The following is a 13683-nucleotide window of genomic DNA, read 5'->3' as shown; positions in this document are numbered from 1 at the left end:
GTACACCTATCGGTAGCCCCGCTCGCAACGATGCGGACCCACTATCCGTCGATCAGACCGAGGTGACGGTAAGCGGCGCGAATCTGGTTCTGCGCCAAGTCAGGAAGCTCTGCCTGGGGTGGCCGCGAATGCGGATACGCACCGATCGGGAGCCCCAGTACCGACGCCGCGAACTTGAACGCCCCACCCCAGTGTGTGAAGTAGTCCGCACGCCCGGGGTAACAGGTGAACCACGACCCCATGTCGAGGTCGAATTGATCGAGCCCGGACTCGCGTGCGAAGTCCATCGCCTCGATCAATTCACCGGCGACGATCAACTCCCAGTACTCGGTAAATATCGGGCGCCGAGGTGTTTCGAACAGGTAGCCGGCGGTGCCCAGCTGGGCGGCGCAGACGATGCCCTCGCGCAGCCATCCCGCGCGGTAGACGGTCTTGTCACACTCCCAGAGCACGAGGTCCGGCGCGAGATCGTGCAGCATGCGGCTGGCGGCGGGCCGGAATGCGCCCTCCTTGGTCGCGCACACCGCCGGGATCTCCTCGTAGATGCGGGCCCCTTCGGCCGGTGTGAGCACGTATCCCGACGACGGCGAGTTGAACATGCCGAGCGCGATGTCGGTGCGTTCGGCCATGTAGTGGAAGAACCGCAGCACACCCTCACCGCCATGGGTCTCCATCATCGGCGTCTGGATGTAGACGATGTCCGCACCCGCCTGCTGGGCGTGCCGGGTGAGTTCGAGGCAGTCCTTGGCCGAGGTGGCCGCGGTGCAGGCCTGGATCACCACGTCCGGATTGACGGCCCGGCCCTCCTCGATCGCGATCTCCAGCAACCGCTTTCGCTCATCGAGGGTCAGCGCCCAGAACTCCGCGATGCCGCTGGTGCACCACAGCAGCGGGTGACCCAGGTCGCCGACGCAGTACCGCACCAGCGTCCGGTAGGCCTCCCAGTCGATGTCGTCGCCGTCGACGCCGCAGAACGGCGTGTAGAGCGAGTCGCCGATACCGCGTAGGGCGACCCGCGCCCAATCCCGGGCTTCTGCGGCTGTCGCCATCCCGCTCTCCTTCTGGTGGATCAGATGAAGGGCCCCCGGTAGGAGGGCTACGTGAAATCTGAACCGCCGTCGACGTTGATGTCGGCGCCGGTCATGTACGAGTTGCGCCGCGAGGCGAGGAACGCGACGACGGACCCGATCTCGGTGGGTAGGCCGGCCCGCGGCAGGTGGGCCGGATGGCCGAAGTGCTCGTCGATGGCTGCCATCAGCGCATAAGGGTCGCTGCCGTCGACACCCACCGAATGTGCCCATCCGACAAGGGCTTCGGAGGCGATGCTGCCAGGCGAGACCACGTTCACCAGGATCTCGTCACGCGCGAGCAGCAGCGAGAGGTTCTTCGAGATGCTCGTCACCATCGCCTTGGCCGCGGTGTAGGCCGGGAGGATGACGCTCTGGCGCTGAGTCGAATGGGCCGAGAAGTTCACGATGCGCGCCCATTCCGCCGCCCGCAGCAGCGGCAGGGCAGCGCGGACGCAGCGCACCATGCCCATCGCACCCTCGTCGACGGCCTGGCGCCAATCGGCGTCGCCCAGTTCATCGAACGTGCCGCGCACGGTCGGCCCGACGGCGTTGACGAGGACGTTCAACTCGCCGTTCCATCGTTCTGCGAGTTCGCCGAACGCCCGCTGCACAGCGGCTTCGTCGGCGCAGTCGGCCACCACGCCGACCGCATCCGGGCTACCGCGCTCCCGCAACTGGGCAGCCGCCGCGTCGAGCACGTCGCGGGTGCGGCCCACCAGCGCGACCCGCGCGCCGTCGTCGGCGAAACAGTGCGCGGCCGCCAGTCCCATCCCCCGGCCGCCGCCCACGACGACGACGGTCGCGTCCCGCAGACCTAGGTCCATGGCGCGGTCAGATCAGGTTCCCGTCCAGTTGGGCTTGCGCTTCTCGGCAAACGCCGTCGCACCTTCCATCGCATCCTTGGAGGAGAACACCGGGAAGACGATCTCGCCCTGCTTCTTCCACATCTCGGCCTCGGTCCAGTCCGCCGACTTGGCGATGACCTCTTTGGTCGCCGCCACTGCGAGCGGGCCGTTGGCCGTGATGCGTTCGGCCAAGGCGAGCGCACCGTCGAGGGCGCCGCCGGGCTCGGTCAGCACGTTGACGAAACCCCATGCCGAAGCCTCCTCGGCGGTGAAACTGTCGCCGGTGAGCGCGAGTTCGAGCGCCTTCTGGTACGGGATCCGCTTCTGCAGCCGCAGCAGACCGCCACCGGCGGCGACCAGACCGCGCTTGACCTCGGGGATACCGAACTTCGCGTTCTTGGCGGCCACGATCAGATCGGTGGCCAGCACGATCTCGGTGCCGCCGGCGAGTGCATAGCCTTCGACGGCGGCGATCAGCGGCTTGCGCGGCGGACGTTCGGTGAACCCGATGCCGCGCCCCTCGATCGCCGGAACCTCACCGGCCATGAACGCCTTGAGGTCCATCCCGGCGCAGAAGTTGCCGCCTGCGCCGGTGATGATCGCGACCGACAGCTCGGGGGTGTCGTCGAGCTCATCCATCGCGTCGGCAAGCCCCTGCGCCACGGCGAGGTTGAAGGCGTTGCGCGCCTCGGGACGATTGATGGTGATGATCAGCACCCGGTCACGGCGTTCGAGCAGAACCTCGTCAGACACTTGTCGCCTTTCACCTTTCGTGTGTGCGATATCGCAGACTGTAGGTGGAAAAGCTTACTATAGGACTTACAGTAAAAGAGTGGAACGACGGCGGCAGCCGCCCGATGCGCCTCAGGCGGTAGGGTCGCGCTCACGGCGATGCTTCCAGACCGATGCAAAGATGCAGGTAAGGGCACGCGCTACCGACAGATTCCCGACCGTCAGGCCGTTCTGCGGCTTGGTGGACACCGTTGAAATGAGGGAGGTGCCCTGCAGTGGCAAGACAGGCGACCGCGGAGAAGCGTCAACGCCGCGAACGCGGTTCCATCAATCCCGACGACATCATCAAGGGCGCATTCGAGCTCGCGGAGCAGGTCGGCATCGACAACCTGAGCATGCCGCTTCTGGGTAAGCACCTCGGTGTCGGCGTCACGAGCATCTACTGGTACTTCCGCAAGAAGGACGACCTGCTCAATGCGATGACCGACCGGGCGTTACGGCAATATGCGTTCGCGACACCGTATGTCGAGGCCAGGGACTGGCGTGAGACATTGGCGAACCACGCGCGCACGATGCGGAAGACGTTCAACGGCAATCCGATCCTGTGCGACCTGATCCTGATTCGCTCCGCGCTGAGCCCGCGTGCGGCCAAGGTCGGAGTTCAGCAGGTGGAGAAGGCCATCGGCAGCCTCGTCGAAGCGGGGCTCTCCCCCGAGGACGCGTTCGACACCTATTCGGCGATGTCGGTCCACGTCCGCGGGTCGGTGGTCCTGCAGCGTCTCCGGGAGAAGAACCTCGCCGGCGACGACGGGCACGGCGACATCGACGACACCATGGCGATCGATCCGGAGACCGCACCGCTACTGGCGGCGGTGACGCAGAAGGGGCATCACCTCAGCGCGTCCGACGACCGCAACTTCGAATTCGGTCTCGACTGCATCCTGGAGAACGCCGCCCGGCTGATCGAGAAGGCGAAGACGACGCGCAAGGCTCCCGCGCGCAAACGCTGAAAACCCTCACCGCCGACATTGCATTCCAGCAGGGCATCACTCGAACTTCTCCTGCTGGAATGCAATTTCGGCGGGTGAAGAAGAGGACTACACCTCGATGACGACGCCGCCGCCCTGGCCGCCACCGGCGCACATCGCGGCGACACCGATGCCACCACCGCGGCGCTGCAATTCGTAGATCAGGGTGGTGATCATCCGGGCGCCGGACGCCGCGATCGGATGTCCGAGGCTGCAGCCGCTGCCCGAGAAGTTGACCAGTTCCTCGTCGATGCCGTATTCGCGGACCGCGGCGATCGGCACGGACGCGAACGCCTCGTTGATCTCCCACAGGGTCACGTCGGACGGCTTGAGGCCCGCCTTGTCCAGCACGCGGCCGATGACCTTGACGCCGCCCAGGCCGGTGTCGCGGGGGGCCACGCCCACCGCACCCCAGGACCGGACCTTGGCCATCACGGTGAGTCCGTTGGCGGCGGCGTAATCAGCCTCGACCAGCGCCACACCGGCAGCCGCGTCGTTGGTGCCGCTCGCATTGCCGGCGGTGATGGAGAAGCCCTCGATCTCGGGGTGCAGCACCTTGAGGCCGGCCAACTTCTCGACGGAGGTGTCACGACGCGGTTGCTCGTCGACGCTGAAGTCGATCACCGAACCGTCGAACTGTTCGACCTTCAGCGGCACGATCTCGTCGAGGAACTTCCCGGCGTCCTGGGCGGCCACGGCGCGCTGGTGCGACCGGGCGGCCCACGCGTCCATGTCCTCACGGGTGATGCCCGCGGCCTGCGCGGTGTTCCAGCCGACGGTGATCGACATGTCCTTGGTGGGGGCGTCCGGGGTCTCGACGTGAGTGGGCGGCATCCAGCGCTCTTCGAACTTCAACTCCGGGCCCGGGATCCGCCAGTTGACGAGCGGGGTCATCGACAGCGACTGCACCCCTCCGGCGATCATGACCCGCTCCATCCCGGAGCCGATCTGCGCGGCGGCGTTGCCGATCGCGGTCAGGCTGCCCGCACAGTGCCGGTTCACCGACTGGCCGGGAACATGCTGCAGTCCGATGGCGTCGGCGGCGTAGCGCGCCAGATCACCACCGCCGTAATGCGATTCCGCGAAGATGATGTCGTCGATGTCGGCCGGGTCGACGCCGGAACGGCGGATGACCTCGGGGAGCACCGTCGTGATCAGCGTTTCCGGCGGGGTGTTGACCAGTGTGCCCTTGAACGAGCGGCCGATGGCCGTCCTGGCAGCACCGACGATGACGGGTGTAGACATGCTCTCGACCTCGGTTTCGTGGCAGACGGACGTTACAAAACTAACAGATAATGTAGCGCTGACAGTAGGTGAGGCGGGTCACTCACGGTTCGGGCACGTGGAAATGCTCGTCACGCAGCCGGAACGCCTCCTTCGTGCCGTGCTGGGCGCGGGTCTTGACGAAGTTGAACTCACCGTCGGCGAACTGCAGGTTTGTGCCGTAGGCGTGGAACAGATAGCTCGCCACCTCCTCGCCCTGGTAGGCCTGGCTCTGTTCGACGAGGCGGAAAGCCTCCTTGGCGATCACGACGCCGTCGGCCGGCATCTTGGCGGCTTTCTCCGCCCAGTACCGCGCGCGGGCGGTCACCGCATCGGCATCGCACGTCTCGGTGAACACGCCGAGATGCTCGACGTCGGCGGCGCGGATGATGTCGCCGGTGAGCAGCAGGCGGCGGGCCTGCACCGGGCCCAGCCGGTGGAAGAACAGGTGCAGGCTGCCAAGCGCAGGCCCGAGGAAGCGGGTGGCGGGCATGCCGATCCGGGTGTCGCGGGCGATGACGGAGATGTCGGTCATCAGCGCCATCTCGAAACCGCCCCCGAGGGCATATCCGCTGATCTCGCCCACGGTGACCTTCGGGAAGCCCATCAGATTGTGATAGAAGCCGAAGGACTTGCGGTCGACGGTCAGTCGGCGGCGCTGAGACGGCCTGCTCTTTCTGGGCTTCCCGGCTCCTGCGGGGTCTTCGGGCCCGTACCAGCCGTAGGCGTTGTTCATGTCCGCACCGGTGCTGAACACCCCCTCGGCGCCCCGCAGCAGCACCACGGTGATGTCGTCGTCCTCGGCCACCTCGTCGAGATGGCGGGCCAACAGATTTCGCATCGCCGCGTCATAGGAGTTGCGCTGCTTGGGGTTGTTGAGCGTGATGGTCGCGATCCGCGTGTCCCGGTCGACATCGAACAGCACACGATCGTCGTCGGTTGTGGTCATGGTGATCACCCTTCAGTTCGAGATCAGTTTGGCTTCAATGGTTTTCTGCGATGCCGCCGCAAGGGTGTTACGCCGTGCCGCCGCCAGGTGGTCGCCGGCCAGCTTCACCGCCCGCGCGGAGTTGCCCTCGGCGATTGCGTCGAGAAGTCGCTGATGGTCCCGCAGCGCGGCGCGCATGGTCTTCGGTTCCATCGGGTCCGACGGGTGGTACTCGTCGGACCACACCGATGATTCGTGGGCCGACCAGATCACCTGTAACGATCCGATCAGCAGGATCATCGGTTCGTTCCCGCAGTGCGACACGATCGCCTCGTGGAATCTGCGGGCGTTGGGTACGTACTGCGACGGGCTGTCGAACTGCTCGACCTGGGCGTCGATCGCCGCCTGGAGATGAGGCACCACTTCGGTCGCGCGGTCCTCACGCGAGGCGCACATCCCCGCGCAGATGGGCTCAAGGTGCAGCAGGGCCTCGCTGACGTCACCGGGCGTCGCGGCGCGTGTCTGAAGCACCATGCTGATCATCTGCGCGGTGCGTTCGGCCGACGGCAGGTGCACCACTGCCCCTCCGACGTTGCCGCGCCGCACCGAGATCAGCCCGTCGGCCTCCAGGATGTGGATCGCCTCCCGCACCGCCGGTGGACTGACGCCGAACTCGGCGAACAGTGACTCCTGCGACGGCAGGACATCCCCCTCCTTGAGGCGGCCGGTCAGGATGTCGTCGCGCAGCCGCGAAGCCACGAGTTCTGCGACCCGGGGCTGACGAATGCGCTGTGCTGGCACCTTGGACGACACTGTTCCGTAGCCGGCCTTTCCTTGCTAAGTTGTACAGGATAGTAATCGTACTACCAACTGCATGGCTATCTGTATAGGCCTTCTGCAGCCCGAGAGGATGGTGCCCCGGTGCGCGACGACGCGGACGCAGGCGCAGTGCGACTGACCCGGGACGACGCCGTCCTGCGCATCACCCTCGATCGACCCTCACGACGGAACTCGTTGAGCCGCACGATGATCGGCACATTGGTGGACGCACTGACCGCAGCCGCCTCCGACGACTCACTGCGCGCGATCCACCTGACGGGCGCAGGGAAGGACTTCTGTGCCGGTTCCGACTGGGTGGCCGCCAACAGCGGTGGCGGTAAACCCCGCCCCGGCAACCTGCTCCGTCGCGTGCCGCACCAGGCCAACCGCGTCGTCGAACTCCTCGCGACCATCCAGCTACCGGTGGTGTGCACGGTGCGCGGCTGGGCGGTCGGCCTCGGCGCCAACCTCGCACTGGCGGCCGACTTCACCGTCGCGACGCCGGAGGCGAACCTGTGGGAGCCGTTCATCGACCGGGGGTTCAGTCCCGACTCGGGTGCGACGTGGCTGCTTCCCCGCCTCGCCGGGGTGGCACGGGCCAAACGCATGCTGCTACTCGGCGAGAAGGTCACCGGCGCCGATGCCGCCGATTGGGGGCTGATCCATCAGGCCGTCCCACAGGACGAGATCGCCGGCGTCGCCGAGGATCTGGTGCACAGGTTGGCCGCCGGGCCTACCGTCGCGATCGGACTGGCGAAGCGGTCCATCCACTACGGCATGCACGCCACCCTGCCGCAGTCGATGGACCACGAGCTGTCGGATCTGGAACTGGCCTGCCGTACCTCAGATTTCAAAGAAGGACTGGCGGCGTTCCGCGACCGCCGGGCACCCGGTTTCACAGGCAGATAGACGAAAGAAGGCACGTGAGTTCCTCCCCGAGCTACGACACCATCACCTACGACGTCGATGGCCACAAAGCCACCATCACGCTCAACAGACCCGAGGCGCTCAATGCGCTGTCTCCGCACATGGTCTCCGAGTTGCGCGCAGCCTATGACGAAGCCGAGAACGACGACGACGTCTGGCTGATGATCGTCACCGGCAACGGACGCGCCTTCTGTACCGGCGCGGACGTCAAGGAGATCCCCGAGGACGGCCGGGTGATCTACGAGCGGCCGTACCTGTCCACCTACGACCAGTGGGAAGCGCCTCAGGAGGGCACTCCCCCGTTCCGGCGGATGGCCAAGCCCGTCCTCGCCGCGATCAACGGCATCTGCTGTGGGGCGGGTCTGGACTGGGTCACCACCGGCGACATCGTGATCGCGTCGGACAAGGCCACGTTCTTCGATCCCCATGTCAGCATCGGGCTGGTCGCTGCTCGCGAGATGGTGCGACTGGCCCGTGCGCTACCGCGGTCGGTCGCGCTGCGGATGGCACTGATGGGCAAGCACGAACGGATGACGGCCGAGCGCGCCTACGAACTCGGCATGATCACCGAGGTCGTCCCCCACGACGCGCTTCTCGAACGCGCGCACGAGATCGCCGACATCGTGAACTCGAACGCGCCTCTGGCGGTGCGCGGCACCCGCCTGGCCATCCACAAGACACTCGACCTTCCGCTGCTCGAAGGCGAGATCCTCGCCGAGACGTTCCGCGAGCGGGTGGTGCGCACCGAGGACGCCCAGGAGGGCCCACTGGCCTTCGTCGAGAAGCGCGCACCGAACTGGCAGTGCCGATGACGTTCGAGACGATCGACCTCGACCTCGACCACGATGTCCGGGTCGCGACCATCACGCTGAATCGCCCTGAGGCACTCAATTCGTTCAACCGCGCGATGTGCCGGGAGATGCGCGACGCGTGGCATCTCGTCAAGAGCGACGAGAGCATCAACGCCGTCGTGCTGCGGGCCGCTGGCGACCGGGCGTTCAGCGCCGGACTCGACGTGAAATCCAGCTACGGCCAACCGGACATCGTCTGGAACCACGAAGATCCGGGTGAGCTTCTCAGCCCGAAATGGCAGAAGATGTGGAAGCCGGTGGTGTGCGCGGTCCAGGGCATGTGCACCGCCGGGGCGCTGTACTTCGTCAACGAGGCCGACGTGGTGATCTGCTCGGACGGCGCGACGTTCTTCGACTCGCATGTCAGCGCGGGCCTGGTGTCCGCCCTGGAGCCCATCGGGTTGATGCGCCGGGTCGGTCTGGGAGACACCCTGCGGATGGCGTTGATGGGCAACGACGAACGCGTCGGCGCGCAGACCGCGCTGCGCATCGGCCTGGTGACTGAGGTGGTGCCCGAAGACGAACTCTGGTCCCGGGCACACGAAATCGCGACCGCCATCGCCGCCAAGCCGCCGACCGCGACCCAGGGCACCGTCAAGGCGATCTGGGAATCCCTGGACAAGCCCTACCGCGCGGCGATGGATCAGGGACTGATCTACACCCGCCTGGGCAACCCGATCGCCAAAGCCGAACTCGCCGAACGTCCCATCCCCAAGACCGCACCGAGGATCCGGTGATGCATCCGCTGTCGCGGCGGATCGCCGAGGTCATGGCGCTGGATGCGTCGGCGCCGGCGATCCAGTTCGAACGGCGGTGGGTCACGTGGGGGCAGATCGCCGAGTCCGCCCGCCACGTCAGCACGGTGGTCGGCTCCGGCACCGCCGGAATCATGTTGCGCAACACGCCCTCCCACGTGGCAGCGCTACTCGGGGTGCTGTCCGGCGGAGGTACGGTGGTCGTCATCAACCCGTCCCGCGGCGACGAGCGCACCCGGGCGGACATCGAGGCGCTGCAGCTGCCGACGCTCATCGGACTCGCCGAGGACCTGGAGTCGCTGGCACCCGGCACCACGGCGACCACAATGGCCCTCGGCGACATCGACACGACGCCGGAGATCACGGGCGGCAGCCCTTCCGAAGGGCAACACCGTCCCGGGGTCGCGGTGCGGATGCTGACCAGCGGCACCACCGGACCCCCGAAACGCGTCGATCTCACCTACGACATGCTCGCCCGTAGCGTCATGGGGCGCGACCCCGACACCGCACCGTCCCCGACGGAACTCCGCCAGGGGGTGGCCATCGTCAACTCCCCGCTCGTGCACGTCGGCGGGGTGTTCCGGATCCTGTTGTGCCTAGCCGAGGCCCGGCCGTTCGTGCTGCTACCCAAGTTCGAACTGCACAGTTGGGCCGAGGCCGTCAGGGAGCATCGGCCGGCGGCGGTATCCCTGGTGCCCGCGGCACTGCGCATGGTGCTGCATTCCGACCTGACCCGCGACGACCTCGCCGGGGTACGCGTCGTCACCTCGGGCACGGCCCCGCTGTCGGCCGACGACGCCGAGGCGTTCACCGCCAAATTCGGCATACCGGTACTCACCTCGTACGCAGCCACCGAATTCGGCGGCGGAGTGGCGGGCTGGACGCTGGCCGACCACCGGAAGTACTGGCAGGACAAGCGCGGGAGCGTCGGCCGCGCCAACCCCGGTGCCCGGCTACGCGTCGTCGACGACAACCGCGACCCGGTGCCGCCCGGAGAGCCGGGCCTGCTTGAGGTGATCCCGGCCCAGCTCGCCGACACCGGCGAGTGGATGCAGACCACCGACGTCGCCCGGATCGACGAGGACGGATTCCTGTGGATCCTCGGGCGCGCCGACCAGGCGATCATCCGCGGCGGCTTCAAGGTGATGCCCGACGACGTGAGGTCCGCGCTGGAATCCCACGCGGCGGTCGCCGGAGCCGCGGTGGTGGGCCGTCCCGATCCGCGCCTCGGCGAAACCCCCGTCGCCCTCGTCGAATTGCGCCCCGGCGCGACCGCGTCACCGGAGGAGCTGTCGGCCTATCTGCAGACCCGGCTGGCCCGGTACGAGATCCCGACCGCGCTGATCCTCACCGATGCGATCCCTCGGACCCCATCGGGCAAGCCAGATCTGACCGCCGTACGGGCGCGCCTCGCGCAACCATGAGCGATCCGTGCACCGTCGCCGAAGTTCTTCGCGCGCAGCGCCGTCACGGCGACAAGCCGCTGCTCATCTGCGACGACGAACGGCTCTCCTACGCCGAGGCCGACGAGCGGTCGGCGGTGCTGGCCGCGCGTCTGACCACCCTCGGGGTCGGCAAGGGGTCCCACGTCGGGATTCTGTATCCGAACGGCGCACAGTGGGTCGTCGCGATGCTCGCGGCGGCCAGAATCGGTGCCGTCGTGGTGCCGTTCTCGACGTTCAGCACGGCCGTGGAGTTGCGCCGGCAACTGCGCGACAGCGACGTCGGCGTGCTGCTGGCCACGCGCGCGTTCCGGACCCACGACTACGTGAGGGCTCTCGGCGAGGCGGTCGGTGTACCGCTGGACGACGGACCGCTGCTGTCCGCCGAGGTTCCGGTGCTGCGCCACGTCGTCTTCGACGCCGAGTGCGGCGGGGCGGCCGATGTGAGCGCCCTGGAGGGGGATGTCGACGGATCCGACGTCCTGGCGATCATCTACACGTCGGGATCGACCAGCGACCCGAAAGGCGTCGTGCACACACACACCTCGTTGCTCGCGCACCAGCGCGGACTCAACGAGATCCGCGGGCTCACCGCCGAGGACAGGCTGTTCTGCAACTCCCCGTTCTTCTGGATCGGAGGGTTCGCATTCGGACTCCTCGCCACCCTTGTCGCGGGCTCGACGCTGATCTGCAGCACCGCCTCCGACGCCGGACGAACTCTCGATCTCCTCGAGGCCGAGAAGCCTACAATGACCAACGGATTCGTGGCGGGCATCACCCACCTCACCCGCCACCCCAGCTTCGCCCGGCGCGACCTGTCGTCGATGCGACGCGGCAACCTGTACTCGATCATGGCTCCCGACGTTCGACCGGCCGACCCTGAGCTTCGGCACAACATGCTCGGCATGACCGAGGCCGGCAGCGTGGTCCTGCTCAGCGGGGACGAATCCGATCAGCCCGAGGCGCGTCGTGGCTCGTACGGATTCCTGGCGCCGGGTTTCGACGCACGGGTGGTCGACCCCGACACCGGTTCCGACACCGACGGCGCCGTCGGCGAACTCCTGTTGCGTGGACCGCATCTGATGCAGAGGTATTACGGCCGCAGCCGCGAGGAGTGTTTCGATGCCGACGGGTGGTTCCACACTGGTGATCTGGTCCGCCGTGACGACGACGGCGTGTTCTATTTCGTCGGCCGGGCCGGATCGATGATCAAGACCGCAGGCGCCAACGTCGCGCCCGCCGAAGTCGAGAAGGCGCTCAGCGCGGCGCTGCAGGCCGTCGACGCGGGCGTCGCGGTACACGTCGTCGGGCTTCCCGATCCCGAGCGCGGCCAGATCGTCGCCGCCGTCATCGCGACGGACAACGGCACCGTGTTCGATGAGCCGGCCGTGAAAGAGGCACTCAGCACGCAGGTCTCGGCGTACAAGATCCCCCGGCGGGTGCTTTCACTGCGGCACACGGAGATTCCGACGATGTCCAGCGGCAAGATCGATCTTCCCGCACTTCGGAGACTCTTCGATGACTGACACCGTCGACGCCCTGCTACGCGCCCAGGCCGAACGGCACCCCGACACGGAGGCGGTCGTCGATCCCGCCGAGCGGATCACCCACCGCGAACTCGACGCGGCCACCCGGGAGCTCGGCGCCGCATTCGTCGCATCCGGGATCGCCAAGGGCACGCGTGTCGGCCTCCTGATGCCCAACGGTGTCGAGTGGGCACGAACAGCGTTGGCACTGATGCGGATCGGTGCGGTGCTCGTGCCGCTGAGTACCCTGTTGACCCCGCCCGAACTCAGCGCGCAGTTGCGCACGGCGTCGGTACAGCATCTGATCGCGGTCGAGGAGTTCCGCGGGCACCGCTACCTGGACCGCCTCGACGCCGATCTGCCCGCCCTGAGCACGGTGTGGACGACCGACCAGATCACCGGACTCCGACCCGGTCCCGGGACCGCGGCGGTGTCGGACGCCATGTCACGCGGCGTCCGCGCGGCCGACCCGATGGCGATCCTGTTCACCTCGGGAAGCAGCGGACCACCCAAAGGGGTGATTCATTCGCACGGCAACGCGATCGGCGCGGTGCGCTCCGGTCTCGACGCCCGCTGCATCGACGACCGGACCCGCCTGTACCTACCGATGCCGTTCTTCTGGGTCGGCGGGTTCGGCGGCGGCCTGCTCTCGGCGCTGGTCGCCGGTGCGATCCTGGTCACCGAGGCTGTCCGCCAACCGGATTCGACGCTGCGGCTGCTGACCGCCGAGCGCGTGACACTGTTCCGGGGCTGGCCCGATCAGGCCGAGGCGCTGGCCCGACACCTACCTGCCTCAGGCGTCGAACTGAACCTGCGGCCCGGAAGCCTGGAAGCTCTGCTCCCGCCGAACCTGCGCGCGCGCCCCGGCGCCCGGGCCAATCTGTTCGGGATGACCGAGTCCTTCGGCCCGTACTGCGGCCACCCGGCCGACACCGACATGCCGGAGACTGCGTGGGGCAGCTGCGGCACACCGTTCGACGGCATGCAGGTGCGGATCACCGATCCCGGAACCGGCGAGGAACTCCCCGCCGGCGCGACCGGGATGATCCAGATCCGCGGGCCGCACCTCATGCGCGGCATCTGCCGGCGTACCCGGGAGAACGTGTTCACCCCCGACGGCTTCTATCCCACCGGGGATCTCGGGCACCTCGACAGCGACGGGTTCCTCTTCTACCACGGCCGCTGCGACGACATGTTCAAAGTGCGCGGCGCCACCGTCTACCCCGCCGAAGTGGAGCAGGCGCTGCGCACCGTCGACGGGGTCCGCGCCGCGTCTGTGACCAACCTGCCCGGGCCCGAAGGGAATCGGGTCGGAGCGGCCGTGGTGTGCGACGCGTCTCTGACGGTCGACGTGCTGCGCCGGGCGGCACGTGAGGTGCTCAGCAGCTTCAAGGTGCCGTCCGTGTGGGCGCTGCTACCGGACGAGGCCGCGATTCCGCGGGGTGCGACGGGCAAGGTCGACACCGCGCGGCTGCGAGAACTCCTGCAGGACTGAGC

Annotated in this window: 13 protein-coding genes; 7 read left to right on the top strand and 6 right to left on the bottom strand. The window is 67.5% G+C overall.

Going from position 1 to position 13683, the window contains the following annotated elements; genetic code table 11:
* Positions 1-41 precede the first annotated feature (41 nt).
* From DYE23_RS09145 to DYE23_RS09135, 3 genes are read right to left on the bottom strand one after another with little or no spacing between them, the layout of a single operon-like run.
* Positions 42-1049: a dihydrodipicolinate synthase family protein gene (locus tag DYE23_RS09145; protein ID WP_115327049.1), complete on the bottom strand. Its 1008-nt coding sequence runs from the start codon at positions 1047-1049 to the stop codon at positions 42-44.
* Positions 1050-1096: 47 nt separating this feature from the next.
* A complete protein-coding gene (locus tag DYE23_RS09140; protein ID WP_115327048.1) occupies positions 1097-1894 on the bottom strand; it encodes an SDR family NAD(P)-dependent oxidoreductase in 798 nt (265 codons plus the stop codon).
* Between the two features lie 12 nt (positions 1895-1906).
* The gene (locus tag DYE23_RS09135; protein ID WP_011895198.1) at positions 1907-2668 is read right to left on the bottom strand and encodes a crotonase/enoyl-CoA hydratase family protein; all 762 of its coding nucleotides are present in this window, start codon (positions 2666-2668) and stop codon (positions 1907-1909) included.
* Between the two features lie 254 nt (positions 2669-2922).
* Here DYE23_RS09135 and DYE23_RS09130 point away from each other — a divergent pair, with 254 nt between their 5' ends.
* Positions 2923-3657, top strand: a complete 735-nt coding sequence (locus tag DYE23_RS09130; protein ID WP_011895199.1) for a TetR/AcrR family transcriptional regulator — start codon at positions 2923-2925, stop codon at positions 3655-3657.
* A gap of 87 nt (positions 3658-3744) precedes the next feature.
* Here the strand turns inward: DYE23_RS09130 and DYE23_RS09125 are convergent, their stop codons facing one another.
* The 3 genes from DYE23_RS09125 to DYE23_RS09115 form a co-directional block, all read right to left on the bottom strand.
* Positions 3745-4920, bottom strand: a complete 1176-nt coding sequence (locus DYE23_RS09125) for a thiolase family protein (protein ID WP_013472245.1) — start codon at positions 4918-4920, stop codon at positions 3745-3747.
* Positions 4921-5002: 82 nt separating this feature from the next.
* Positions 5003-5887 carry an enoyl-CoA hydratase/isomerase family protein gene (locus DYE23_RS09120; protein WP_011895201.1) on the bottom strand — a complete coding sequence of 295 codons (885 nt, stop codon included), beginning with the start codon at positions 5885-5887 and terminating at the stop codon, positions 5003-5005.
* Between the two features lie 12 nt (positions 5888-5899).
* Positions 5900-6667, bottom strand: a complete 768-nt coding sequence (locus tag DYE23_RS09115) for a FadR/GntR family transcriptional regulator (RefSeq protein WP_013472246.1) — start codon at positions 6665-6667, stop codon at positions 5900-5902.
* A 120-nt stretch (positions 6668-6787) separates the two neighbouring features.
* Between DYE23_RS09115 and DYE23_RS09110 the strand changes: the two genes are divergently transcribed.
* The 6 genes from DYE23_RS09110 to DYE23_RS09085 are packed head-to-tail and all read left to right on the top strand — an operon-like array spanning position 6788 to position 13681.
* Positions 6788-7594 carry an enoyl-CoA hydratase/isomerase family protein gene (locus DYE23_RS09110; protein ID WP_115327047.1) on the top strand — a complete coding sequence of 269 codons (807 nt, stop codon included), beginning with the start codon at positions 6788-6790 and terminating at the stop codon, positions 7592-7594.
* 14 nt (positions 7595-7608) lie between these two features.
* Positions 7609-8424, top strand: coding sequence for an enoyl-CoA hydratase/isomerase family protein (locus DYE23_RS09105; RefSeq protein ID WP_115327046.1), 816 nt, complete (start codon positions 7609-7611; stop codon positions 8422-8424).
* Positions 8421-9200 carry an enoyl-CoA hydratase/isomerase family protein gene (locus DYE23_RS09100; RefSeq protein ID WP_041800842.1) on the top strand — a complete coding sequence of 260 codons (780 nt, stop codon included), beginning with the start codon at positions 8421-8423 and terminating at the stop codon, positions 9198-9200. The genes DYE23_RS09105 and DYE23_RS09100 overlap by 4 nt, the downstream gene beginning before the upstream one ends.
* Entirely contained in the window at positions 9200-10642 is a 1443-nt protein-coding gene (locus DYE23_RS09095; RefSeq protein WP_115328908.1) for a class I adenylate-forming enzyme family protein, read from the top strand. The genes DYE23_RS09100 and DYE23_RS09095 overlap by 1 nt, the downstream gene beginning before the upstream one ends.
* Positions 10639-12186 carry a class I adenylate-forming enzyme family protein gene (locus DYE23_RS09090; RefSeq protein WP_115327045.1) on the top strand — a complete coding sequence of 516 codons (1548 nt, stop codon included), beginning with the start codon at positions 10639-10641 and terminating at the stop codon, positions 12184-12186. The genes DYE23_RS09095 and DYE23_RS09090 overlap by 4 nt, the downstream gene beginning before the upstream one ends.
* Positions 12179-13681, top strand: a complete 1503-nt coding sequence (locus DYE23_RS09085) for a class I adenylate-forming enzyme family protein (protein WP_115327044.1) — start codon at positions 12179-12181, stop codon at positions 13679-13681. Before DYE23_RS09090 ends, DYE23_RS09085 begins: the two co-directional genes overlap by 8 nt.
* Positions 13682-13683 lie beyond the last annotated feature (2 nt).

It is taken from the genome of Mycolicibacterium gilvum (assembly GCF_900454025.1).
Lineage (GTDB): Bacteria > Actinomycetota > Actinomycetes > Mycobacteriales > Mycobacteriaceae > Mycobacterium > Mycobacterium gilvum.
The sequence above is the reverse complement of the archived record's forward strand: the minus strand, read 5'-3'. Positions and strand labels throughout refer to the sequence as shown.